Genomic DNA, 23719 nt, shown 5'->3' with positions numbered 1-23719 from the left:
GTCTGATCGCCAAGGTCGGCGATCAGGTCAAGCGTGGCGATCCGCTGCTGGAAATCGACAGCCCCGAGCAAGTGCCGCCGCAGAACGAGTTCATCGCCGCCCAGACCGCCAGAAACAAGGCGCGCTCCCAGCTCGGCCTGGCCCAGATCGCCGACAAGCGCGCCCGCGATCTCTATGAGGGCAAGGCCGTCCCGTTCAAGGATTTGCAGGCGGCCGAGGCGCAGCTCGCGGCCGCCGAGAGCGACGTGCGGTCGGCCGATTCGGCGTTCGACGCGGTCCGTATCCGCCTGCGCATCTTGGGCCGCAGCGACGCCGAAATTTCCGAACTCGAGCAGCGCGGCACCATCAGCCGGGTCACCCCGATCAATGCTCCGATCGACGGCACCGTGATCTCGCGCAAGGTCGGTCCCGGACAATACGTCAAGGCCGATTCGGGCGAGGCGCTGTATGTGATCGCCGACCTGTCGACGATGTGGCTGAAGGCCCAGATCTTCGAGCAGGACATCCCATTTGTGCGGGTCGGTCAGGAGATCGAGGCGAAGGTTGCGGCCGCGCCCAACCGGACCTTCAAGGCGCGTATCGCCAACATCAGTTCGGCTTCGGATTTGAACACACGCCGTGTCATGGTGCGTTCCGAGATCGGCAATCCGGACGGCGTGCTCAAATCCGAAATGTTCGCGAGCTTCAAGATCGGGACCGCCGAGCCGTCGACCACACCGGCGGTGCCGACCCACGCGGTGATACGCGAAGCCGATGTCGCGACGGTCTGGGTCGAGCCCGAGCCGCTGCTGTTCAAGCGCCGCGTAGTCGAGATCGGGATCCAGCAGGATGGCCTGACCCAGATTCGCAGCGGCCTTGCCATTGGCGAACTGGTGGTCGGGCGCGGTGCGATTTTCGTCGATAATGAGTGGCGTCAATGAGCCGGTTGGCCGGAGCCGCTCATGCTGCGTAGCCTGATCGCATTCTGCCTCTCGCGGCGGCTGCTGGTGATGGTCGCTTTCGCGGCCTTTCTCGGCCTCGGCTACGTTTCCTTCCTGACGCTGAACATCGAGGCCTATCCCGATCCGGCGCCGCCGATCATCGAGATCATCGCCCAGCAGGCGGGCCAGTCGCCGGAAGAAGTCGAGCGCTACATCACGATTCCGATCGAGGTCGCGGTCGCCTCGACGCCGGGCCTGAAGTTCATCCGCTCCAATACCGTCTACGGGCTGGGTTTCGTCCGCCTGCAGTTCGAATATGGCCGCGACTACCATTTCGTGCGCCAGCAGACCCTCAACCGCTTGAAGGATGCGGTGCTGCCGGCCGGCGTATTGCCTGTGATTTCCCCGGCCGGCGGCATCAGCGAGATCTTTCGCTACGAGCTGGTGGGGCCGCCGGGCATGGACGTCATGCGGCTCAAGGCGCTGCAGGACTGGGTGGTCGAACGCAAGCTGCGCATCGTGCCCGGCGTAGCCGACGTCGCGGTGCTCGGCGGCAAGACCAAGGAGTTCCAGGCCGAGATCAATCTCGATCGCATGATGGCCTACGGGCTGACGCTGCCGCAGATCATGACCGCGATTTCGTCGAGCAATTCCAACGTCGGCGGCCGCACCATCGCGATCGGCGAACAGTCGGTCAATGTCCGCAGCATCGGCGTCATCACCTCGATGGACGATATCGGCAATATCGTGCTGACCCAGCAGGGCGGCGTGCCGGTGCTGGTGTCCGATGTCGCCAAGGTGCAGATCGGTTTTGCGCCCCGGCTCGGTATCGCCAGTCGCGACGACAAGACCGACGTCGTCACCGGCATCGTGCTGATGCAGAAGCTCGAACGCACCATGGACGTGGTCAAGCGCGTGCGTCTGGCTGTCGAGAAGATCAATACCGATGGTTCGCTGCCGCCGGGAGTGAAGATACAGACGTTCTACGATCGCGGCGACCTCGTCGCGATCACGGTGGACACGGTGCTGCACAATCTGTTGTTCGGCGTCGCCCTGATCTTCCTGATCCAGTGGGTGTTCCTCGGCAATCTGCGCTGCGCGATCATCGTCGCGGCGACCATTCCGGTGGCGCTGTTCCTGGCGGTCATGATCACGGTGATGCGGGGCGAGTCCGCCAACCTGCTGTCGGTCGGCGCCATCGATCTCGGCATTATCGTCGACGGCACCGTGATCATGGTGGAGAACATCTTCCGCCAGATCGCCCATCATTCGGCGCGGGTGCAGGGGGATCGTCCCGCCACGCTGAGCGACAAGCTCGGCTGGATCCTGACCGGGGCCGTCGAAGTCGACAAGGCGATCCTGTTTTCGGTGATCATCACGATCGCGGCCTTCCTGCCGCTGTTCACGATGCAGGGCGTGGAAGGCCAGATCTTCGGGCCGATGGCGCGGACCTATGCCTATGCGCTGATCGGCGCCGTCATCGCGACCTTCACCGTGACGCCGGTGCTGGCGTCGATCCTGCTGCCGGCGAACGTCCAGGAAGTCGAAACCTTCCTAGTCCGCCATATTCGTACGGCGTACCAGGCGGTTCTGGTGCCTGCGGTGCGCAACTATCGCCGCGCGGCGGCGATTGCCGCGGTGTTTCTGGTGCTGTGCCTCAGCCTCGGGATGCGGCTCGGCACCGAATTCCTGCCTAAGCTGGAAGAGGGCAATATGTGGATCAGGGCGGTGATGCCGCCGACCATCACGCTGGAAGCCGGGATGGATACGGTGGCCAGGATCCGCACCATCATTTCGAGCTTTCCGCCGGTCCAGACCGTGTTTTCCGAGCAGGGGCGCGGCGATGAAGGCACCGATCCCGATGGCTCGTTCCTCGCCGAGTTCTTTGTCCCGCTGAAGCCCGTCGACAAATGGCCGGCCGGGACAACCAAGGAGCAGATGGTCAAGCAGCTGAGCGAGCGGCTCAACCGCGAATTCGTCGGCATCGACTTCAATTTCTCGCAATACATCCAGGACAATATCGAGGAAGCCGTTTCCGGCGTGAAAGGCGAGAACTCGATCAAGATCTTCGGCAAGGATCTCAACGAACTGGAACGGCTGTCCAAGTCGGTCAAGACCGAACTCTCGGGCGTTCGCGGGGTTGCCGATCCCGCCAGCTTCAATCTGCTCGGCCAGCCCAATCTGATCGTCCGGATCGATCGCGCCAAGGCCGCGCGCTACGGCTTCTCGATCAGCGACATCAATTCGGTGGTGCAGGCTGCGATTGGCGGCCAGGAAGTTTCAAAGGTCTATGAAGGCGAGATGATCTTCGCGCTGACGGTGCGCCTGGCGCCGGAGTTCCGCAGGGATGTCGAGGCTATCAAGAGCATCCCGGTCGCGGTGCCGAATCCGGATTCCAAAACGCCGACCGTCTATATCAGGCTTGGCGACCTCGGCGAGATCAAGCTCGTCAGCGGTGCCGCCTACATCTACCGGGAGAACAGCCAGCGCTTTATCCCGCTGAAATACAGCGTCCGCGACCGCGATCTCGGTTCGACCGTGGTGGAGGCGCAGGAGCGGGTTGCCAAGAATGTCCCGCTTCCGCAGGGCTACTCGATGGAATGGTCGGGCGAATACGGCGCGCTGCAGGATGCCAAGAAGCGGCTCGCGCTGATCGTGCCGCTCAGCCTGCTCTTGATCCTGATGTTGCTGTACAGCCTGTTCAACTCGATACGGGACAGCCTGCTGGCGCTGTCGGGCATCCCGTTCGCGGTGGCCGGCGGCATTCTGGGACTTTACATCGGCGGCCTGAACTTCAGCGTATCGGCCGCGGTCGGCTTCATCTCGCTGTTCGGCGTCTCCGCGATGGATGGCATCCTGCTGATGTCCTATATCAGGCGCGACATCGACGAGGGCATGGGGACGGAGGACGCGATCATCCGCGCCTCCGAAACCCGGATGCGGCAGATCTTCATGACCGGCCTGTCGGCCTGCATCGGCCTCGTCCCGGCGGCGTTCTCCACCGGGATCGGCTCACAGGTGCAGCAGCCGCTGGCCTGCGTTATCGTCGGCGGCATGCTGCTGTCGCCAATCTGCAGCCTGCTGGTAATCCCGGTGCTGGCACGCTTGTGGATGCCGACGATCAAGGACACCGGCATGGTCCGCGCGGCCCCAGAGCACTGAGCGCGGCGCTTCATCCGGGCTACAAGGCGCCTGTACTCAGTCCGCCACCAATACGTGAACCGAAAACATTCTGGCCGCGTCGGTCCATGACTGGCGCACCGTCCAGCCCGAGCCGCGCGCCAGCGCGGTGAAACGGTCGAGGCTGTATTTATAGCTGTTCTCGGTATGAATGGTTTCGCCGGGGCGGAATGAAAAACTGTGGCCGAGCACCCGCACGCTCTGCGCCTTGCGGCTGATCAGGTGCATCTCGATGCGGTGACGCTCGCGATTGTAGATCGAGCGATGGGTGAAGCCGGAGATGTCGAAATTGCCGCCGAGTTCGCGGTTGATCCGCACCATCACATTGAGGTTGAAGCGCGCGGTGACGCCGGCGGCGTCGTTATAGGCGTCATACAGCACGCGTTCGTCCTTTTCGAGGTCGACGCCGATCACCATCTGCGCGCCGTGCCCGAGAATCTCGCGGGCGCTGCGCATGAACGCGCTGGCCTCGTGCGGTTCGAAATTGCCGAGCGTCGAGCCCGGGAAGAATCCGACCTTCGGCATCGCCCTGACGGCGTCGGGCAAGGCGAACGGCGCGGTGAAATCGGCGGTTACCGGATAGACGTCGAGGTCAGGGAAATCCCGGCGCAGCGTGTCGGCCTGGGCCTCGAGGAAATCGCCGGATATGTCGACGGGGACGTAGGCGCCGAACGCGCATTGCTTCAGCAGCAGCCGGACCTTGGTGGTCGCGCCGGCGCCGAATTCCACCAGAGCCGCACCTTTGGGGACGATCGCACCAATCTCGGCGGCCCGTTCGCGCAGGATCCCGAGCTCGGTGCGCGTCGGATAGTATTCCGGCAACACCGTGATCTGCTCGAACAGTTCGGAGCCCGCGGCGTCATAGAAATATTTCGGCGACAGCCGTTTCGGGTGCTGCGACAGGCCTTCGATCACGTCGCCGGCGAACGTCGATGCCTGCTCGTCGAGATGGTGCGCCTTGGCCAAAGCATGCACATTCATGACAATCTCCTGCTCGCGCTTTCCGGCGCGACTGAATTTGAAGGATCAGGTGGCGTAATCGGCGAGCCGAAGCCCGGTGAATTGCCAGCGATGGTGCGGATAAAAGAAGTTGCGATAGGTAATGCGGCTGTGGCCTTCAGGAGTTGCAACCGAAGAGCCGCGCAGCACCAGCTGGTTGACCATGAACTTGCCGTTATACTCGCCGAGCGCGCCGTCGATGGCGCGGTAGCCGGGGTAGGGGGAGTAGGCGCTGCGGGTCCATTGCCACACGATGCCGAAGGCGTCGTTGAGTTGCCCGGCCTTCGCCGCGACCTCCCATTCCATCTCGGTCGGCAGATGCCTGCCGCTCCAGCGCGCGAAGGCGTCGGCTTCGTAATAGCTGACATGGCAGACCGCGGCCGACGGATCGACCGGCTTGAGTCCGGCCAGCGTCATGATGTGCCATTCGCCGTCGATCCGGCGCCAATGGCCGGGCGCCCGCCATTCTTCCTTTTCGACGGCGGCAAAACCATCCATCAGCCACAGCGTCGGCGTCGTGTAGCCGCCGTCCTGCATGAAGCCGAGCCAGTCGGCATTGGTGACGAGGTTGCGCGCCAGTCTGACGGGGCCGACCAGCGCGCGGTGCGCGGGCTTTTCATTGTCGAAATGGAAGCTGTCGTCGCTGTGCCCGACGGTGTGGATGCCCTCGTTGAGCATAACCCATTCCTCGCCGGCGCGGATTTCGTCGCCGGTTCGGGATGAAGCCGGGAAGGTCCACATCGGATCGTAGGCGGGCGGAATCGGGTTCTGAGCAAACGCATGCAGGATGTCGGTCAGCATCAATTCCTGATGCTGCTGCTCGTGGTTGAGGCCGACTTCGACCAGCGGGGCGACTGCTTTCAGGGCGTCATCGCCGGCCTCGCGAAAGAACTTCACCACTGCCGCATCGACATGCCTGCGGTAGGCGGCGATTTCCCCGGCGCCGGGGCGGGTCAGATGGCCGCGCTGGTGGCGTGCGTGCCGCGGTCCGGCGCTGACATAGTAGGAGTTGAACAGGAAGGCGTAGTCGGGGTGAAACGGCTGGTAGCCTTTGCAGTGCTCGCCGAGCAGGAATTGCTCGAAGAACCAGGTAGTATGGGCGCGGTGCCATTTCGCCGGGCTGGCGTCCGGCATCGACTGGATCAGCTGGTCCTCCGGCGTCAGGGGGGCGGCGCGGCACTCGGTCTCGTTGCGGACCGTCAGATAGGCTTCCACCAGATCCTGGGCAAGGCTGCCGGATTCGGAGATTAATGACGGGCAAGGGGCGGCAGACACGGCCGCTGCGGATGCTGGTTTCGTCACTGGAGTCTCCGATCGAGAGAGAGAAACGTTGCACCGGCGCTTGGGTTCCCCGATATCAGTCTGTCCTAGATAGGGGGTCCCGCGCAGGATAAAAGCCTCCCAAAGCTATGATGTTGCTGCCGTCAGGCTATGGCCCGGGCTACAGGCCGGCTTGGGGATATCCGGTCCCGGAAAGCCCCGTGCATGCCAGCTCCCCGCCATTTTACTTTGGATGCACAACGGTTTGGGGTACATATATGGGCAATGTCGGGTTTAACGGACTGATGCCGGCCCGAAGGGCTGAGCCGCAAAGGACGCGAAAATGAGCATCGAGCAATTTATCGATAATGAAGTGAAGTCGAACGACGTCGTGCTGTTCATGAAGGGCACACCGCAGTTTCCGCAGTGCGGTTTTTCCGGTCAGGTGGTTCAGATCCTCGACCACGTCGGCGTCGGCTACAAGGGCCTGAACGTGCTGGAATCCGCCGACCTGCGCGACGGCATCAAGACCTATTCGAACTGGCCGACCATCCCGCAGCTTTACGTCAAGGGCGAATTCGTCGGCGGCTGCGATATCATCCGCGAGATGTTCCAGGCCGGCGAGCTGCAGCAGCTGCTGGCCGACAAGGGCGTCACCGTCAACGCGGCGGCCTCCGCCTGATCCTGGCGGCGCGCCAGTTCGGCGCGGCGCGTCTCGAAACCGTCGTTGCCGATATCACGACCTTGAGCGTTGACGCGATCGTCAACGCCGCCAATTCGTCCCTGCTCGGCGGGGGCGGCGTCGATGGCGCCATCCATCGCGCGGCGGGGCCCGGGCTTCTCTCGGAATGCCTTACCCTCCATGGCTGCGCGACCGGCGATGCCAAAATCACCCGGGGTTATCTGTTGAAGGCCGGGCACGTGATCCACGCCGTGGGCCCGGTATGGCACGGCGGCGATCAGGGCGAGGACGCGCTGCTCGCCTCCTGCTATCGCCGCGCCATCGATTTGTGCCGGACCAGTGATCTCAATTCAGTGGCTTTTCCTGCCATTTCCACCGGCGTCTATCGATTTCCCGCCGAGCGCGCGGCCAGGATTGCCGTCGCCACGACCGTCGATGCGTTGATCGCGGCACCCTGCATCAACCGCGTCATATTCTGCTGCTTTTCGGAGCATGGCGGGCGCCTGCACGAACAGGTACTGGCTGGCTTCGGCAGCCCTTGCGCAGACTAGGGTCCGGGTTACACTCCCTTCCGAATTCTGGAGGGGGTCCAATGAGTTCTTCTCGATTGCTGCGTGCGGTCGCCTGCGGTGCGCTGATGCTGGCGGTCGCGCCGGTCCGCGCCGAAGCCACGTTCGATATTCCCGCCGGCGCGCGTTTCAATCAGGACAAGCTTGCCAAGATCACCGAGTTCTTCAGGAACGAGGTGGCGACCGGGAAGATCGCCGGCGCGAACGTCCTGATCCGGCAGCGCGGCAAGGATGTCTATCACGAAACCTTCGGCGTACAGGACGTGGTGTCGAAGACGCCGATCTCGGACAAGACCATCTTCCGGCTGTCATCGCTGACCAAGGCGATCACCTCCGTCGTGGCGATGCAGCTGATCCAGGACGGCAAGATCAAGCTGGACGATCCCGTCTCGAAGTACATTCCATCCTTCGCGAACATGAAGGTCGGCGTGGAGAAAAAGGCCGAGGACGGCACCAAGACGCTCGAACTCGTGCCGCTGACCCGGCCCATCAGCATTCTCGACCTGATGCGCCATACCTCCGGCATCACCTATGGCTTCTATGGCGACAGCCTGGTGCGCAAGGCCTACAAGGACGCCAACCTCTATGCGGGCGAATTCGACCTTGCCGAGTTCGCCGAGCGGATCGCCAAACTGCCGCTGCACAACCAGCCGGGCGCGCTTTGGCAATACGGCCATTCCACCGACATCCTGGCGCGGATCATGGAGATCGTGTCCGGAAAATCATTGCTCGAGATCGAGAAGGAAAAGCTGCTCGACCCGCTCGGCATGACCGACACCAACTTCTTCGTCACCGAACCCGAAAGGCTCAAACGGCTCGCCCAGCCGGTGCCGAACGACAGCAATTTCCGGGTCGGCCGCGAGTACAGGACCGAGGTTCGACAGAAGTGGGAATCCGCCAGCGGCGGCATGGTTTCGACCATGTCTGACTTCTCGAAGTTTGCGCAGATGCTGCTCAACGGCGGCACGTACGAGGGCAAGACCTATCTGAACCCGAAGACGTTCGAACTGATGACGTCGGACCATACTGGCAAGGACTCCGGTGTCGAGCGGGATTATTTCTATTTTCCCGGTGACGGCTTCGGCATGGGGCTTGGGATTGCCGTGCGCACCGATCCCGGCATCGCCAAGCCGCCACCGGTGGGATCGCTGGGCGAACTGAAATGGGACGGCGCCTCCGGCTGCTACATGGTGATCGACCGCAAGCAGGACATGCTCTTCGTGGTGCTCGAGCAGACCCCGACGGAACGCCAGCGCGTCCAGCGCACGCTCAAGCAGCTCGTCTATGAAGCGATGGAGAACTGACGGTTTCGCGCAGCGCTGCCTTGTTGCGGCAGCGCTCGCGGTTGCCCTGGTTACCGGAGGGGCGCACGAGGTATGCGCCCAATCCCAGGCGCCACCAGCGCCAACGTTTTCACGCGCAGCCCTCGATCGGATTGCCGACACCATTCGCGACGAAGTTGCGACGGGCAAGATTCCCGGCGCCATCCTTTTGATCCAGCAGCACGGCAAGCCGGTCTATTTCGAAAGTCTTGGCTTGCGGGATCCCGAGACCCGGCAACCGATGACGCCGGATACGATCTTCCAGATCTATTCGATGTCGAAGGCCGTCACGTCCGTTGCCGCGATGATGCTGATCGATGACGGCAAGCTGTCGCTCGATGATCCCGTATCGAAATACATTCGATCCTTTGCGGATGCCAAAGTCGGCGTCGATGTTTCCGATGAAGCCGGACAATATCCGCTCAAGCTCGAGCCATTGAAGCGCCCGATCACGATCAGGGATCTGTTGCGGCACACCTCGGGTATCACTTACGGCTTCTTCGGCGAAGCGGCGGTGACGAAGCTCTACGGAAATCCCCAGCTGTATGCCGGCGATTTCGATAACGCCGAATTCGCAGACCGGATCGCGATCCTGCCGCTCGCCGATCAACCCGCCACGCGCTGGAACTACGGCCATTCAACCGACGTGCTCGGCCGTGTCGTCGAGGTGGTCTCGGGGCAGACACTGTTTCAATTCGAAAAGCAGAGACTGTTCGATCCGCTCGGCATGACCGATACTGAATATCATGTCGCGGATGAAGCGAAGCGGCCGCGTATCGCGGGGGCATTTCCCGTCGATCGCTTTCGGGTGGCCGGAGTCAGGGATCCGACCTTGCCGCGGCGCTGGGAATCCGGCGGTGCGGGCCTGGTCTCGACCGCAGGGGATTACGCCCGCTTCCTGCAAATGCTGCTGAACGGAGGCAGACTGGACGGCAAGCAGTACCTCAAGCCCGAGACGGTCGCGTTGATGACGTCGGACCAGATCGGGCCTGAGACAGGGATCATTCACGACCCCTTCTATTTTCCGGGCCCGAGCAGCGGCTTCGGTCTTGGCTTTGCCGTGCGCACCTCGCCGCCGCCAAACACGACATGGCCACTCGGCGAATACCGCTGGGACGGCGCGGGCGGCAGCTTCTATTTTGTCGATCCCGTGGACGACATGCTCGTTGTCTTCATGGTGGCGGCGCCCACCCAGGGCGGGCGGATTCAACTGACGTTGAAGACTATGATGTATGAGGCACTGGGCAAGGGCCTGCGCAAGGATTGATAATTTTCTCTCCTCCCCACCGCTTCGCGGGGGGAGGGGAGAAGAAAGCGTGCCGGTTCAGGTGAATTGACTAAACCACGGCGTTTCGCGCGATCGTCTCGCGATAGAAAGCCGCGCTCAGCTTCGGCGTGCGACGCTTGGTATCGAAGTCGACACGGTAAATGCCGAAGCGTTGCTCATATCCGTCCGACCATTCGAAATTGTCCATCAGGCTCCACAAAAAATACCCCAGCACGGGCACGCCCTCCGACGTCGCCCGCTGCAGCTGCGTCAGGTAGTTGCGCAGATACATGATGCGATCCACGTCATAGACCGTGCCGTCCGCCGCCGGTTGGTCGCTCCCCGAGGTTCCGTTCTCGGTGATGTAGATCGACTTCACGTTCCACAGTTTGGCGACATGGCGCGGCACCCAGTACATGGCTTCGGGGCCGGGCCTGAGCCAGCTCGCTTTCATGTGCGGAAACGATGCGGGAAACGGCGCCAGGGTGAAGCCGCGTTCGTTGCCGGCGGCAATGACATAATGGTCGGGCGTATAGATATTCAGCCCGACGAAATCGATCGGCGAGGAAATGATGCGCAAGTCTTCTTCGGTGTATTTCGGAGCATCCTTGCCGGCCTGCGCCAGGAAGGCCTCGGTGTACTTGCCTTCCAGCATCACGGTCAGATAGCCGGCATTGAGTTCGCGCGTGGCAATCTCGGCGGCGCGGATGTTCTCGGGCGTTTCGATCGCGGGAATACAGCTCACGGCATTCTCGGCCGGACCGACCCTGGTCCCTGCGCGCCCGTGGGCCCGGACCGCCTGCACCGCGAGACCGTGTCCCAGCGCGACGTTGTGACGGACCTGGTTCAGTCCCGATGGGGGCAATTTGAGGCCTGGGGCGTCCGCACCATATTTATGCCCGAGGTGAACCAGTCGGGAGCATTCGTTGATCGTGAAAAAGTACTTCACGCGGTCGCTCAAATGCTTCGCCACGTAAGCCGAATAATCCGCAAAGGCCTTCGAGGTGTCGCGGGAGGTCCAGCCGCCGAAACGATCCTGAAGCGCCTGCGGCAGGTCCCAATGGTACAGGGTGGCAAACGGCTCGATGCCGTTCGCCAGCAACTCGTCCACCAGCCGGTTGTAGAAATCGAGGCCCTTGGGGTTTGGCGCGCCGGCTCCCTCCGGGAAGATACGCGGCCACGCAATCGAAAAACGATAGGCCTTGGCGCCCAGCGCCTTCATCAACTGGACGTCTTCCCGGTACAGATGAAAATGGTCGGTTGCGGTGTCCGCGTTGCTGCGATCGGAAATGGTCCCGGGCGTATGGGCGAAGCGGTCCCAGATCGAGGCGCCGCGGCCGTCTTCGTTGACGGCGCCCTCGATCTGATAGGCCGAGGTCGCCGTTCCCCACAGAAACCCGCTGGGGAAGCCGGAAGCGGCGGCCGCCTCAGCCCGGCCCGATGCGGCCGACAGCGCCGATAGTCCAAGAGCCGACCAGCCGGTGAGCCCTGCGAATTGGCGACGGGTAAGTCCCTTGAATGCCATCGGTTCACGTGTCTCGTGCTGGGACAAAATATGCGGCAGACGCAGTTCGCCCCTCGCACCCGGCCTTGATGCAGGTCGGAACCGGATGCTACAAATTTGTGCCAAGTGGCGCAAATGGCGTGCCGCCAGCGAGATTACCTGCCGAAGGATAGGACCATCGTCTTGCGTACGCCACTGGCGCTTTTCTTGATCTCCCTTGCCATCATTGCGGGGGTATGGTGGTGGCTGGCCACACCGGTGACGCTGGCGCGGGCGCCGGTCGATGCCGCGGCGAAACTGGAATGCGTTTCCTACGCGCCGTTCCGCAACGATCAGACGCCGCATGACCAGACACTGATCGTCAGCCCGCAGCAGATCGCGGAGGACCTGGTCGAGCTCGCCAGGATATCGAAGTGCATCCGCATCTACTCCATCGACAACGGGCTGGACAAGGTGCCCGAACTCGCCTCCAGGGTCGGGTTGAAGGTCCTGCTCGGAGTCTGGATCGGACGTGATCGCGCCAAGAACGCCCTGCTCATCGACACCGCGATTTCCCTGTCCAGGCAGTATCCCGGCGTTGTCACGGCGATCATCGTCGGCAGCGAGGTGTTGCTGCGCGGAGAGATGACCGTGTCCGACCTGCGGGAGATCATCCGTTCGGTCAAGCCGCGCGTGGATATTCCGGTGACCTACGCCGACGTCTGGGAATTCTGGCTGCGCTACCGCGAGATGGGCGCCGATGTCGATTTCGTCACCGTTCATTTCCTGCCTTATTGGGAAGACGTTCCGGTTCGCGCCGAGGACGCTGCGGCGCATGTGGATCACGTCCGCATGCAGGTAGCCGCGGCCTTTCCCGGCAAGGACATCCTGATCGGCGAAACGGGGTGGCCGAGCCACGGGCGGATGCGCGACGGCGCTCTGGCCTCCCGGATCAATCAGGCACGGTTTACGTCCGAGATTCTCGATCGGGCGAGGCGGGACAATTTTCGCGTCAACGTGTTCGAGGCCTATGACGAGCCGTGGAAGCGCCGCTGGGAAGGTACGGTGGGCGGCTATTGGGGCCTGCTCGACGGCACCGAGCGCAAGCTGAAATATCCTGATGGCGCTGATATCAGCAACCATCCGTTCTGGAAGCTGCAGATGGTGTGCGGGATGGTGCTTTGCACCTGCGTCTTCGCAGCGGCATTGCTGACACGGAGGGGCCGGCCATCGCCGCCGCGGATGGCGCCATGGATCGCTGTGGCGATATCCGCGACGACAGGCGGGATTTTGCTCGGGATAGGCGCCGAAAAGATGATTCTTGAAAGCTTCGGGATCGGCGGCTGGCTGGTCCAGGGCTCGCTGCTGGCAGCGGGAATGGTTGCGCCGCTGCTGTGTGCCAATGCCCTGATTTCGGGACGCGCGCTTCCGTCGTTTTTTGAAGTGCTGGGACCGTCCGAAGGCAGTCCCCGATCGTTCATGACGACTACCCTGGGCATGACGCTGATCGTGACCACCCTGATCGGAACGGAAATAGCGCTGAGCCTCGTGTTCGACGCACGCTGGCGCGATTTTCCGTTCGCCGCGCTGACCATGGCCGTGGTGCCGTTTTGCGCCGTGGCGTTCCTCAACCCTCCGGAATGGGGCAAGCGGCCACTCGCCGAGGCCGTGTTCGCCGGACTGTTCGCCCTTGCTTCGCTCTACATCGTCTTCAACGAAGGGCCTCGTAACTGGCAGTCATTGTGGACTTGCGCGGCATACCTCGTGCTCGGCATCACGCTATGGCGGCCACGCACCGTGGCGGCCGCCGAAACGGCATTGACCGCGGTGCTTGGTGGGGTTGGCTCGGCGATGCAACCCCAGGGACCAGCGGTCCAGCTGACGGAGCCAAACCGGGTCGCGGCGCGGCGATAACCGCAGACGAAAAGTCCTTGCTGCGATGCAAAGCAGCATTGGTTCACTTCAGCGCCGGCTGGCGGGCGCGGGCAAAGCTGCTATCATCGCTACCATAACAAGAAATGGAAGGAGGCAACGCCATGGACGCCGTGACGCCAAAGGGCTCGCACACCGCCGAGACGCATTCTCACCTCGTTCGCCCCGAGACCATGGAGTGGCAGAAGACCCGTTTCCCCGGCTGCGAGGCCAAGACGCTGCTGTTCGACCACAAGACCGGCCTGATGACCGCGCTGATGCGCTTCGAGCCGGGCGCGGTGCTGCCCGACCACGAGCACGTCAATATCGAGCAGACCTATGTGCTCGAGGGTAGCCTGGTCGACAAGGAAGGCCCGGCCCAGGGCATCGAATGCAAGGCCGGCGAATTCATCTGGCGCGAGCAGGGCAGCCGCCACGTCGCCTGGTGTCCGCAGGGCGGGCTGATGCTGGCGATCTTCCAGGTCCCAAACAAGTTCTTCGAAGCCGACGGCCGCGTCATCGACGCTGCCGGTCAGGACTGGGACGAGACCTGGGGGCATACCCGCAAGGGGTGAGGGCGTTTCGCTACGCCCCCCGCACGATCTCGCGCACCAGCCCGACCGTCTCCTCGATCATTTCGGCGGACACATCGAGATGGGTGCAGGCTCGGATGCGGCCGTCCATCATCGCGAGCAGCACGCCGCGCTGTCGCAACGCCTTGACCATGGCGTCGCCGCTGACGCCGGCGCCGTCGGGCTTGAAGAAAACGAGGTTGGTCTCGGGCTGCTGCACCTCGATGCCCTGGATCTGCGACAGCCCCCGCGCCAGCGCGCGGGCGTTGGCGTGATCGTCCGCCAGGCGGTCGACATGGTGGTCGAGCGCATAGACGCAGGCCGCGGCGCACACGCCGGCCTGCCGCATTGATCCGCCGAGGCGCTGCTTCCAGCGCCAGACCTCGTCGATGAAATCGCTGCTGCCGGCCATCACGCCGCCGATCGGTGCTCCCAAGCCCTTGGAAAAATCGATCCAGGCCGAGTCCCAGCCCGCCGCCATATCGCGGGCGCTGATGCCTGTCGCGACGCAGGCGTTCAGCAGCCGCGCGCCGTCCATGTGGGTGGCCATGCCGTTTTGTCTGGCGATCTGCACGACTTCATCGAGCGCGGCCTTGCTCCAGATCGTGCCGCCGCCGATATTGGCGGTCTGTTCGACGCTGACCACCGTCTGCGGCGGCTGGTAGCGGCTGCGCGGGTGAATCGCCTTGCGCAAGGTATCCGGCGAAAATTGTCCGTCGGCGCCGGACAGCGGCGTGATCTGGAACCCGCCGAGCGCGGCATGGGCGCCGCCTTCGCGCGCGATGATGTGGGCGGTTTCATGCGCGAGGATTTCGTCGCCGGGCCGGCAATGCACCAGGGTTGCCGCGACATTGCACATGGTGCCGGAAGGCATGAACACGGCCGCCTGCTTGCCGAGCAAGTCGGCCACCCGTTCGCACAGCACATTCACGGTCGGATCGTCGCCGATCTGTTCGTCGCCGACCTCGGCCCGCGCGATCGCTTCGCGCATCCCAGGTGTCGGGCGCGTCTGCGTGTCCGACAGCAGGTTGATGCGGACCGGCGTTTGCCTGGGATCGGGCAGGGCAGGGGTGTAGTGCATGGCTGGTTCTCGTCGTTGGCAATTGAATGGCGGGGTGGATTATCTGAACCGCAGGTTTTCGCGGGAGAGCTGGTCGATTGCCGTGCATCCCATCAGCTTCATTCCCCGCTCGATCTCGGCCCGCATCAGGCCAAGCGCGCGCTCGACGCCGGGCTGGCCGGCTGCCGCGAGAGGATAAAGATAGAATCGTCCGACGCCAACGGCCTTGGCGCCGAGCGAAAGTGCCTTCAGCACATGGGTGCCGCGCTGGATGCCGCCATCCATGATCACGTCGATCCGGTCGCCGACGGCATCGACGATCTCCGCCAGCTGATCGAATGCGGCGCGTGAGCCGTCGAGCTGCCGGCCGCCATGGTTGGACAGCACGATGCCGGTGCAGCCGATTTCAACCGCGCGCCTGGCATCCGCCACCGACATGATGCCCTTCAGGCAGAATTGTCCGTTCCACAATCGCACCATTTCGGCGACGTCGTCCCAGTTCATGGAGGGGTCGAGCATTTCGGTAAAGTACCGGCCGATCGACATGGCGCCGCCGCTCATGTCGACGTGCTGATCCAGTTGCGGCAGCTTGAAGCGTTCATGCGTGACGTAGTTGATGCCCCACATCGGCTTGATGGCGAACTGGTACATCCCACCCAGCGTCAGCCTGAACGGAATCGAAAATCCGGTGCGCTTGTCGCGTTCCCGGTTGCCGCCGGTGATGCTGTCCACGGTCAGCATCATGACCTCGACGCCGGCTTCCCGGGCGCGTTGCATCATGGCGCGGTTCAAACCGCGGTCGCGGTGAAAATAGAACTGATAGACCTGCGGCGTGTCGTGCGCCTTGCGCAGCTCTTCCAGGCTGACCGTGCCGAGCGAGGATACGCCGAACATGGTGCCGTACTTCGCCGCGGCGGCGGCCACGGCGCGTTCGCCGCTATGGTGGAACAGCCGTTGCAGCGCGGTCGGGGAGCAATACAGGGGCATCGCGAGCTTCTGGCCCATGACGGTCACCGACATATCGACGGTTTCCACGCCGCGCAGCACGTTTGGCACGAGGTCGCAGCGCTCGAAGCTTGCGGTGTTCTGGCGAAGGGTCGCCTCGTCATCGGCCGCGCCGTCGATGTAATTGAAGATCGGGCCGGGCAGCCGTCGCTGCGCCAATTTGCGGAAATCGTGGAAGTTGTGACAGTCGTTCAAGCGCATGTTGTCCCCCGCATTCGCTCGAGCCCGCGTGTTGCGGACGATGCTATACGTCCCAGCCGGCCGCGTCGATGATCCCGCCGGCATGCAAAAAGGCCCCGGCAAAACCGGGGCCTTTGATCTCTGTGAAACCGCCGACGATTGAGATCAGCGCGAATAGAATTCGACGATCAGATGCGGCTCCATCTGCACCGCGAACGGCACGTCGGACAGATGCGGGATGCGGGCGAACTTCGCCGTGAACTTGCCGTGATCGACTTCGAGAAAGTCCGGCACGTCGCGCTCGCCGAGCTGGCTCGCTTCCATCACCACGGCGAGCTGCTTGGAGGATTCCTTGACCTCGATGAGATCGCCGACCTTGACCTTGTAGCTCGCGATGTTGACGCGGCGACCGTTGACCTTGATGTGGCCGTGGTTGATGAACTGGCGCGCGGCGAACATGGTGGCGACGAACTTGGCGCGATAGACCACGGTGTCGAGACGGCGCTCCAGCAGGCCGATCAGGTTTTCACCGGTGTCGCCCTTCATGCGGCCGGCTTCGACATAGATGCCGTGAAACTGGCGCTCGGAAATGTTGGCGTAGTAGCCCTTCAGCTTCTGCTTGGCGCGCAGCTGCACGCCGAAGTCGGAGAGCTTGCCCTTGCGGCGCTGGCCGTGCTGGCCGGGGCCATATTCGCGGCGGTTGACGGGGCTCTTCGGGCGGCCCCAGATGTTCTGGCCCATACGGCGATCGATCTTGTATTTCGCCTCACTGCGCTTAGTCATCGCGTCCTCTTTGAAGGTTTGAGTTTTGAGGAAACGCGCCCTCCTGTGCGCCGGGAATTTCCCGGTGCCGACAGGCCCACCCCCTAAAGCTTGAAAGGGACGGGCCACGGGTCGCGAAACGCAACGCGGGCCGAAAACGGCCCGCGAGCAGGCGGTTTCTAGGGAGAAACCGGGGGTATGTCAATGAAAAGACCGTCATTCCGGACTCGGAAGCAGTCATTCCGGGATGGTCCGCAGGACCGACCTCAGGTGCGCAGTAGCGCACCGGGGAATCCCGGGATTCCTAGTTCGATGCTATCGCCCCGGAATGAAGGCTTTTTTCGCCTTCAGGTGGCGACCGCCCGGACCGGCTTGGGCTCGGTCTGCTGCCGTTGGCCGCGCAATTCGGCGGCGATCTCGCCGTTCAGCACCTGTTCCAGCCGGGTCAGGGCCTTGGCGATCAGGGCGGCGTCGGTGATCCGGTGATCCCAGCGGATCACCACGTCGACGGTCTGGTCCGGCGCCACCACGCCGTAACTGAGAATAAAGGGCCCCGGGCTCAGCGCATGCAGTTCCCCGGCGCCGTAGGCGGCCACCGAGGTCACGCCGAAGCTGCCGAACCAGTTGGCGCGCTGGCGACCGAAGTTGAGGCCGACCAGCCACGCCAGCCGGCGCAGCGGCAGCGGCAGCCGCGTCACCTGCAGGATCTTGCGAAACGCCGGCACTTCGCCGATCGGCGCATCCCTTGCCTGCCGGATCTGCGCATCGACCTCGGTCAGCGGCAGCACATCCGCCGCCGGGACCTTTTGCGGCAGCACGCAATCCTGGCCGTCCTCGACCCGCGCAATCGCAACCATCGCGATGCTGCGCGGCAGCTCGTAGAAACTCGGCCACGGCCATTTGGCGTAGAGCGTGCGCAGCACGGGCTCGTCCTTCGCCACCAGCGCGAACGCCTTGACGAAGATGGCCGCCCAGCCGGGCGGTTCCGCCGCCAGCGCGCGGGCTTCGATCAGCGGACGGACGTTGAGGGTGCGGGTCAGCGAAACAAAGGGCACGCGGATCGAGGCATGCATGAGGTCGGCGACGAGACGGCGCGGCATTGAGATTTTTCGAACCGTTCCGCGCATCGTTCCACTCAAGTTCCGCAACATCGAACCGGACGGCCGGATTGCCTGTCCACCGGCACTTCATCTAGCACGAACCGGCCGGCCTGACGCCAGCCTTTGCGCAACCCCGTCCGGCGGGACGCTGTCGTATTTTATCACACCGCGTTGAATATGCTTGAATTTCCTCGCGGCGCGCCAGCGCTGCATTAGAAGCATCCAGGCTTCAGCGTCTGATGCCCTCAAAGCTCGCCGCGATGCCGCGCTGGAACAGCGACCAGTCGAAGCCGAGCGCCAGTGCCAGGTAGCCGCGATCGATCATCGCGTTGGCCTGTTCAGCGGTGCGCGCCACGCCGCCGATCGGCACGCCGCTCTTGAGGATGCCGGCCTCGGCGCGCGCCATCAGCGCCTGCACGTCGGGATCGTCGATGCGGCCGCGCTTGTTGATGGAAGTGGCGAGGTCGCCGGGGCCGATCACCGCGATGTCGATGCCGGGGGTGGCCATGATCTCGTCGATGCGCTCGACCGCGTCGACATGCTCGATCGTGATCATGCAGATCATGTCGTCGTCGGCGGTCGCCATGTAGTCGGGCATCGAAACGCCCCAGCGGAACGGGGCGTGGAACGGACCCCACAGCCGGTCGCCGCGCGGCGGATAGCGCACGCTGCGCACGGCCTTCTCCGCATCCGCAGCGCTGCAGATCATCGGGAAATTGATACCGAGCGCGCCGATGTCCATCGGCGCCTTCGCCAGCCAGGGCTCGTTGGCGGCAATCCGCGCCAGCGGGATGCATGGCGTGCCTGCCGTGGCCGTGATCATCGCGTGCGCGGAGCCGAGATCGATCGGCCCGTGCTCGAGGTCGACGATGATCCAGTCGAGCCCGGAGCGCGCCATGATCTGCACGGTCTGGATCGAGGGAATGGTCGCAATCGCGCCCAATGTCGGACGCCCCTCCTGCCACAGTCTGCGGAGACGGTTCAACGGTGCAGGCGCGGCTTGCGTCAAATTCGAAGCTCCATGGGGCTGGCTTGATCGCGTGCCTGGAAAAGCTAGCAGCGCGGCGTGACGCCGAAAAGTTCAATATGCGTTCACGCCGGGACGCGGCCGCCGAAAAACGGCATCAGGGCCTGGCTCAGCGTATGCGGGCGCTTCGAGGTGAAGATCATTTCGGCGCCGGTATGGTCGGCTCTGCCGGGGGGGCCGAGCAATTCCGAAACCCGCCGCGCAATCGCGGGCGCGGGATCGACCCAGTCCACCGGCCACGGCGCCAGCCGGACCAGCCGATCCATCAGCAGGGGATAATGAGTGCAGGCCAGCACCACGGTGTCGGTTCGATGCGGATCGCTCGCGCCGGTGCCGATGAAGCAGGGCGCGAGTTCGGCCGCTATCGCGCGGTCGCTGACCGCTTCGCCGCTCAAAGCCCTTTCCGCCAGCGAGGCGAGATCCGCCGAACCCACCAGCGTCACGTCGCAGCCTTGCGCGAAATCGCGGATCAGCGCCCTGGTGTATTCGCGCTTCACGGTGCCCCTGGTGCCCAGCACCGACACCCGCCTGGTCTTCGAACTGGCGCAGGCCGGTTTGATCGCGGGCACCGTCCCGACAAAGGGGACTTGGTACCGCTCGCGCAGATGCGACATGACCAGCGTGGAGGCGGTGTTGCAGGCGATCACGACGAGGTCGGGCGTATGCGCGGCGATCAGTTCGCCGATCAGCGGCACCACGCGCGCGATGATCTCGTCCTCGCCATGATGGCCGTAGGGAAAGAAAGCATCGTCGGCGACATAGGCATAATGAGCGTCTGGCCGCGCCCCGACGATCTCACGCAAGACCGTGAGCCCGCCCAGGCCGGAATCGAAAACCAGAATCGTCGGAGGTGCTGTCACGCCGTGTTTCTAGCCGATCTCGCATGATCATTCAGGTGTTATCGGACGTGGTTGCGCCGCGGAGAGCCGACGCGGATCGATCCCGGTTCTCGTTCCCAAACAAAAATATCGAAAACAACCCCATGTACAGTAGCAGTCTTATTTCGGTTTTGTAATAATATAGCATTAACAATAGGTTATATGATGGTAACCAGAAACCGGCTACGCTCGACGAGTGCCACAAAACGCTGCTCGGCGGATTGCCTGGGGTTACACAGGCTGCAAGGGCCGGTGCGGCCCTGCCGGCAGTTCGACGCGGATTGCGTCGCCCGGCCTGATGTCGCCGTCCGATATCACGATGCCCATGACCCCGGCCTTGCGGATGAGATTTCCGTCCGCATCCTTGTCCAGCGTCGCCGCCATCAAGCCTTTTTGAAAGGTATCGATCTGGATGCAGGGATTGCGCAGCCCGGTGATCTCGACCACCGCGCTTGTCCCAAGATGCAGCCGCGTGCCCGATGGCAGCGCCAGCAGATCGATGCCCGAGGTGGTGACGTTCTCGCCGAGGTCGGCGGGCCGCACGACAAAACCCTTGCCGCGCAATTCGTCGAACAACCCGGCGTGGATCAGATGCACCTGCCGCAGATTGGGCTGGGTCGGATCGCGGCGGACGCGGGAGCGGTGCTTGACCGTCTCGCCCATATGGGCGTCGCCGGCCACGCCCAGTCCGCGGAGCAGGCGAATGCTCAGGCTCGGGGTCTTGCTGAAGTGATGGCCACGGCGGGCGCTGACGGCGAGGACGCTTCCCATGATTCCGCTCAGCTTTCGCCGAACACCCGCCTGAAGATCGTATCGACGTGCTTGAAGTGATAGCCGAGGTCGAACTGCTCGGAGATCTCGGCATCGCTGAGATACTTCTTCAACTCGGCATCCTTTTTCAGCAGCGTCTCGAAGTCGCCTTCGCCGCGCCACACCGGCATCGCGTTGCGCTGCACGAGGCGATAGGAATCCTCGCGCGAACAGCCCTTCTGGGTCAGCGCCGTCAACAGCCGCTGCGAATGAATCAGGCCGCCGAGACGGTCGAGATTCTTCCGCATGTTTTCAGGGTAGATCACCAGCTTCTCGATCAGCCCGGCCAGCCGGTTCAGCGCGAAATCGAGTGTGACCGTGGCGTCCGGCGCCAGCATGCGTTCGGCCGAGGAGTGCGAGATATCGCGCTCGTGCCACAGCACGACGTTCTCCATCGCCGGCGTCACATAGGCGCGCACCATCCGCGACAGGCCCGTGAGGTTTTCCGTCAGCACCGGGTTGCGCTTGTGCGGCATCGAGGAGGAGCCCTTCTGGCCCTCGGAGAAGAATTCCTCGGCTTCCAGCACCTCGGTGCGCTGCAGATGCCGGATTTCGGTGGCGAGGCGTTCGACCGACGAGGCGATCACGCCGAGCGTGGCAAAATACATGGCGTGACGATCGCGCGGGATGATCTGCGTCGAGATCGGCTCGACCGCGAGGCCCATTGCCCTGGCAACGTGTTCCTCGACGCGCGGATCGATATGCGCAAAGGTTCCGACCGACCCCGAGATCGCGCAGGTCGCTACTTCCTTGCGCGCGGCGACCAGGCGCTCGCGGGCGCGTGAAAATTCGGCATAGGCATAGGCCAGTTTTAATCCGAACGTGGTGGGTTCGGCGTGGATGGCGTGGGAGCGGCCGATGGTCGGCGTCATCTTGTGCTCGAAGGCGCGCCGCTTCAGCGCCGCCAGCACCTTGTCCATGTCGGCGATCAGCATATCCGCCGCACGGGTGAGCTGGACGTTGAAACAGGTGTCGAGCACGTCGGACGAGGTCATGCCCTGGTGCACGAAGCGCGAATCCGGACCGACGAATTCGGCGAGGTGGGTGAGGAAGGCGATGACGTCGTGCTTGACCTCGCGTTCGATCTCGTCGATCCGCGCGACATCGAACTGGGCGTCCTTGCCCCTGGCCCAGATGGTTTTGGCGGCCTCTTTCGGGATCACGCCAAGTTCGGCCTGGGCATCCGAGGCATGGGCCTCGATCTCGAACCAGATTTTGAAACGGGTCAGCGGCTCCCAGATGGCGGCCATTTCCGGGCGGGTATAGCGGGGGATCATCGAGGACTCCGGGCGAGCAAAGCGGGGGATCGCGTGCGATTCCCGGCCGATTGTTTTTACGCCGCGCTTTAGCAGAGCCGCCCCGGTGAGACAAACCTCGGCCCGGCCGGGTGCGGGGAGCCCTTGCCGGCAACCTGTGCCTCCTATGATCACGAAACATTGACTAACAGATATTGTAATCTGTTAGCAAGATAGGCTATATCGCTCGTGACGCCGCTGATGGGCGTCACCCTGGCCCGGCGGCCGATCGACCGCGGGCCAGCGGACTTGCAGAGGACTTAGCCATGACGATCGAGTTCCTTGATTTCGTCCAACACATCCAACGCTGGCTCGACGCCCGGGTTGCCCGCCATCTTGAGGCGCAGGCCAGCCGTTTAGCCCGTTAAAAGAGGGCGGCGTTGGCCGCCCGCCACGACGACTGGAAGCAGACGGTGCGCGCATGAACGAGAATGTAGTTCTGACCCCCGAGCGGATCCTCGAAGTCACCGAGGACGTCTTGCGCCGTTTTGGGCTGGCGAAGGCCACCGTGGTGGATGTCGCCCGTGCGCTCGATGTCAGCCATGGCAGCGTCTACCGGCATTTTCCCAGCAAGGCCTCGCTGCGCCAGGCCGTCGCCAAACGCTGGCTCGACCGCTTCAATGCGCCGCTGCAGAAGATCGTGGAAGGGCCGGGACCGGCGCCGGCCCGGCTGGAGCGCTGGCTGCGCACGCTGTTTGCGGCCAGGCACAAGAAACTGTCCGACGACCCCGAGATGTTCGCGACCTATCTGGCGCTGGCGCAGGAAGCCTGTCAGGCGGTGAGTTCGCACAAGGAATGCCTCTGCGACCAGGTCGAGCATATCCTGTCCGACGGCGTGAAGCAGGGCGCGTTCGAAATCGCCGACGTCAAGGCGACGTCGCGCGCGGTGTTCGACGCCACCATCCGCTTCCATCATCCCGCCCATGCCGAGGAATGGAGCGACCCGGCATTCGCCGCGCGGATCGACGCGGTGCTGGCGCTGCTGCTGCGGGGACTGGAAGCGCCGCGCAAGCGCTGATTAGTCTTCGCGCGCTATTGCCCCCCGCGCCACGTAACAGCGCTCGAATTCGGCAGCCGAACCCGATTGCTTGCATCAAGTTGCAAGCCCCCATCGCCGTGTTGTTTGATGTCCGTCAAGCCGGACACTCGCTCGACGGATATCGTGCAGGCGGAGGAAATCGTGCTGCTGGCTGTCTTTGCGGATATCCATGCCAATCGGCAGGCGTTTTCAGCATGCCTCGATTTTGCACGGGCGCGCGGCGCGCAGCGAATGATTTTGCTCGGCGACTATGTCGGTTATGGCGCCGATCCGGAATGGACGGTCGAGACGGTGATGGGGCTCGTCAATAGCGGCGCCATCGCCGTGCGCGGCAACCACGACAACGCCATCAGCACGCCCTCCGAAAGCATGAATGCCGAAGCCCAGGCCGCGATCGA

General features: G+C 63.5%; 21 protein-coding genes. 10 read left to right on the top strand and 11 right to left on the bottom strand.

What is annotated here, in order from left to right; all coding sequences use genetic code 11:
* On the top strand, positions 1-920 hold a 920-nt coding region (locus tag Q8N40_RS07570; protein WP_305711376.1), incomplete at its 5' end, for an efflux RND transporter periplasmic adaptor subunit.
* A 21-nt stretch (positions 921-941) separates the two neighbouring features.
* The gene (locus tag Q8N40_RS07565; RefSeq protein ID WP_305711375.1) at positions 942-4082 is read left to right on the top strand and encodes an efflux RND transporter permease subunit; all 3141 of its coding nucleotides are present in this window, start codon (positions 942-944) and stop codon (positions 4080-4082) included.
* 36 nt (positions 4083-4118) lie between these two features.
* Here Q8N40_RS07565 and egtD read toward each other — a convergent pair whose 3' ends face one another.
* Positions 4119-5081, bottom strand: a complete 963-nt coding sequence (gene egtD / locus Q8N40_RS07560; protein WP_305711374.1) for an L-histidine N(alpha)-methyltransferase — start codon at positions 5079-5081, stop codon at positions 4119-4121.
* 45 nt (positions 5082-5126) lie between these two features.
* Complete coding sequence (gene egtB, locus Q8N40_RS07555; RefSeq protein WP_305711373.1) at positions 5127-6401, bottom strand: ergothioneine biosynthesis protein EgtB; 1275 nt, start codon at positions 6399-6401, stop codon at positions 5127-5129.
* Between the two features lie 301 nt (positions 6402-6702).
* Between egtB and grxD the strand changes: the two genes are divergently transcribed.
* The 4 genes from grxD to Q8N40_RS07535 are packed head-to-tail and all read left to right on the top strand — an operon-like array spanning position 6703 to position 10199.
* Positions 6703-7041, top strand: a complete 339-nt coding sequence (gene grxD / locus Q8N40_RS07550; RefSeq protein ID WP_305322724.1) for a Grx4 family monothiol glutaredoxin — start codon at positions 6703-6705, stop codon at positions 7039-7041.
* A complete protein-coding gene (locus tag Q8N40_RS07545; protein ID WP_370871001.1) occupies positions 7038-7592 on the top strand; it encodes an O-acetyl-ADP-ribose deacetylase in 555 nt (184 codons plus the stop codon). Before grxD ends, Q8N40_RS07545 begins: the two co-directional genes overlap by 4 nt.
* A 41-nt stretch (positions 7593-7633) precedes the next feature.
* Entirely contained in the window at positions 7634-8914 is a 1281-nt protein-coding gene (locus Q8N40_RS07540) for a serine hydrolase (protein ID WP_305322723.1), read from the top strand.
* The gene (locus Q8N40_RS07535; protein WP_305711372.1) at positions 8895-10199 is read left to right on the top strand and encodes a serine hydrolase; all 1305 of its coding nucleotides are present in this window, start codon (positions 8895-8897) and stop codon (positions 10197-10199) included. The genes Q8N40_RS07540 and Q8N40_RS07535 overlap by 20 nt, the downstream gene beginning before the upstream one ends.
* Positions 10200-10269: 70 nt before the next feature.
* Here the strand turns inward: Q8N40_RS07535 and Q8N40_RS07530 are convergent, their stop codons facing one another.
* Positions 10270-11724 carry a GH1 family beta-glucosidase gene (locus tag Q8N40_RS07530; protein WP_305711371.1) on the bottom strand — a complete coding sequence of 485 codons (1455 nt, stop codon included), beginning with the start codon at positions 11722-11724 and terminating at the stop codon, positions 10270-10272.
* 114 nt (positions 11725-11838) lie between these two features.
* On the opposite strand from Q8N40_RS07530, the gene Q8N40_RS07525 reads away from it, so the two are divergent.
* Positions 11839-13596, top strand: coding sequence for a beta-(1-6) glucans synthase (locus Q8N40_RS07525; RefSeq protein WP_305711370.1), 1758 nt, complete (start codon positions 11839-11841; stop codon positions 13594-13596).
* Positions 13597-13718: 122 nt separating this feature from the next.
* Complete coding sequence (locus Q8N40_RS07520; protein ID WP_305711369.1) at positions 13719-14168, top strand: cupin domain-containing protein; 450 nt, start codon at positions 13719-13721, stop codon at positions 14166-14168.
* 10 nt (positions 14169-14178) lie between these two features.
* On the opposite strand, the gene Q8N40_RS07515 is transcribed toward Q8N40_RS07520, so the two are convergent.
* From Q8N40_RS07515 to purB, 8 genes are all read right to left on the bottom strand, one after another.
* Positions 14179-15246, bottom strand: coding sequence for a low specificity L-threonine aldolase (locus tag Q8N40_RS07515; RefSeq protein WP_305711368.1), 1068 nt, complete (start codon positions 15244-15246; stop codon positions 14179-14181).
* A gap of 39 nt (positions 15247-15285) precedes the next feature.
* Positions 15286-16431, bottom strand: a complete 1146-nt coding sequence (locus Q8N40_RS07510) for an alpha-hydroxy acid oxidase (protein ID WP_305711367.1) — start codon at positions 16429-16431, stop codon at positions 15286-15288.
* Positions 16432-16575: 144 nt separating this feature from the next.
* Positions 16576-17193 carry a 30S ribosomal protein S4 gene (gene rpsD, locus Q8N40_RS07505; protein ID WP_305319152.1) on the bottom strand — a complete coding sequence of 206 codons (618 nt, stop codon included), beginning with the start codon at positions 17191-17193 and terminating at the stop codon, positions 16576-16578.
* Between the two features lie 326 nt (positions 17194-17519).
* Positions 17520-18299, bottom strand: a complete 780-nt coding sequence (locus Q8N40_RS07500; protein WP_305711366.1) for an acyltransferase — start codon at positions 18297-18299, stop codon at positions 17520-17522.
* 202 nt (positions 18300-18501) lie between these two features.
* On the bottom strand, positions 18502-19281 hold the full coding sequence (locus tag Q8N40_RS07495; protein ID WP_305711365.1) for an HpcH/HpaI aldolase/citrate lyase family protein: 780 nt from the start codon (positions 19279-19281) through the stop codon (positions 18502-18504).
* An 83-nt stretch (positions 19282-19364) separates the two neighbouring features.
* Complete coding sequence (gene murI / locus Q8N40_RS07490; protein WP_305711364.1) at positions 19365-20159, bottom strand: glutamate racemase; 795 nt, start codon at positions 20157-20159, stop codon at positions 19365-19367.
* 249 nt (positions 20160-20408) lie between these two features.
* Entirely contained in the window at positions 20409-20948 is a 540-nt protein-coding gene (locus tag Q8N40_RS07485) for an MOSC domain-containing protein (protein WP_305320614.1), read from the bottom strand.
* 8 nt (positions 20949-20956) lie between these two features.
* Positions 20957-22264, bottom strand: a complete 1308-nt coding sequence (gene purB, locus Q8N40_RS07480; RefSeq protein ID WP_305711363.1) for an adenylosuccinate lyase — start codon at positions 22262-22264, stop codon at positions 20957-20959.
* Positions 22265-22703: 439 nt separating this feature from the next.
* On the opposite strand from purB, the gene Q8N40_RS07475 reads away from it, so the two are divergent.
* Together Q8N40_RS07475 and Q8N40_RS07470 are read left to right on the top strand one after the other, a co-directional pair.
* On the top strand, positions 22704-23300 hold the full coding sequence (locus Q8N40_RS07475; protein ID WP_305711362.1) for a TetR family transcriptional regulator: 597 nt from the start codon (positions 22704-22706) through the stop codon (positions 23298-23300).
* A gap of 162 nt (positions 23301-23462) precedes the next feature.
* Positions 23463-23719: metallophosphoesterase (locus tag Q8N40_RS07470; protein WP_305711377.1), on the top strand; the 257-nt coding region annotated here is incomplete at its 3' end.

It is taken from the genome of Bradyrhizobium sp. (genome assembly GCF_030693485.1).
Lineage (GTDB): Bacteria > Pseudomonadota > Alphaproteobacteria > Rhizobiales > Xanthobacteraceae > Bradyrhizobium.
Note: the sequence above shows the minus strand (reverse complement) of the source record. Positions and strands in the feature narration are given on the sequence as shown.

Excerpts from the sequence above, each read along its gene's own strand:
- Q8N40_RS07475 (WP_305711362.1), top strand. The coding sequence starts at position 22,704 with ATGAACGAGAATGTAGTTCTGACCCCCGAGCGGATCCTCGAAGTCACC.
- Q8N40_RS07565 (WP_305711375.1), top strand. The coding sequence starts at position 942 with ATGCTGCGTAGCCTGATCGCATTCTGCCTCTCGCGGCGGCTGCTGGTG.
- Q8N40_RS07510 (WP_305711367.1), bottom strand. The coding sequence starts at position 16,431 with ATGCGCTTGAACGACTGTCACAACTTCCACGATTTCCGCAAATTGGCG.
- Q8N40_RS07485 (WP_305320614.1), bottom strand. The coding sequence starts at position 20,948 with ATGGGAAGCGTCCTCGCCGTCAGCGCCCGCCGTGGCCATCACTTCAGC.
- Q8N40_RS07525 (WP_305711370.1), top strand. The coding sequence starts at position 11,839 with ATGGCGTGCCGCCAGCGAGATTACCTGCCGAAGGATAGGACCATCGTC.
- grxD (WP_305322724.1), top strand. The coding sequence starts at position 6,703 with ATGAGCATCGAGCAATTTATCGATAATGAAGTGAAGTCGAACGACGTC.
- Q8N40_RS07530 (WP_305711371.1), bottom strand. The coding sequence starts at position 11,724 with ATGGCATTCAAGGGACTTACCCGTCGCCAATTCGCAGGGCTCACCGGC.
- rpsD (WP_305319152.1), bottom strand. The coding sequence starts at position 17,193 with ATGACTAAGCGCAGTGAGGCGAAATACAAGATCGATCGCCGTATGGGC.
- Q8N40_RS07500 (WP_305711366.1), bottom strand. The coding sequence starts at position 18,299 with ATGCGCGGAACGGTTCGAAAAATCTCAATGCCGCGCCGTCTCGTCGCC.
- Q8N40_RS07520 (WP_305711369.1), top strand. The coding sequence starts at position 13,719 with ATGGACGCCGTGACGCCAAAGGGCTCGCACACCGCCGAGACGCATTCT.
- Q8N40_RS07515 (WP_305711368.1), bottom strand. The coding sequence starts at position 15,246 with ATGCACTACACCCCTGCCCTGCCCGATCCCAGGCAAACGCCGGTCCGC.
- Q8N40_RS07535 (WP_305711372.1), top strand. The coding sequence starts at position 8,895 with ATGAAGCGATGGAGAACTGACGGTTTCGCGCAGCGCTGCCTTGTTGCG.
- purB (WP_305711363.1), bottom strand. The coding sequence starts at position 22,264 with ATGATCCCCCGCTATACCCGCCCGGAAATGGCCGCCATCTGGGAGCCG.
- egtD (WP_305711374.1), bottom strand. The coding sequence starts at position 5,081 with ATGAATGTGCATGCTTTGGCCAAGGCGCACCATCTCGACGAGCAGGCA.
- Q8N40_RS07540 (WP_305322723.1), top strand. The coding sequence starts at position 7,634 with ATGAGTTCTTCTCGATTGCTGCGTGCGGTCGCCTGCGGTGCGCTGATG.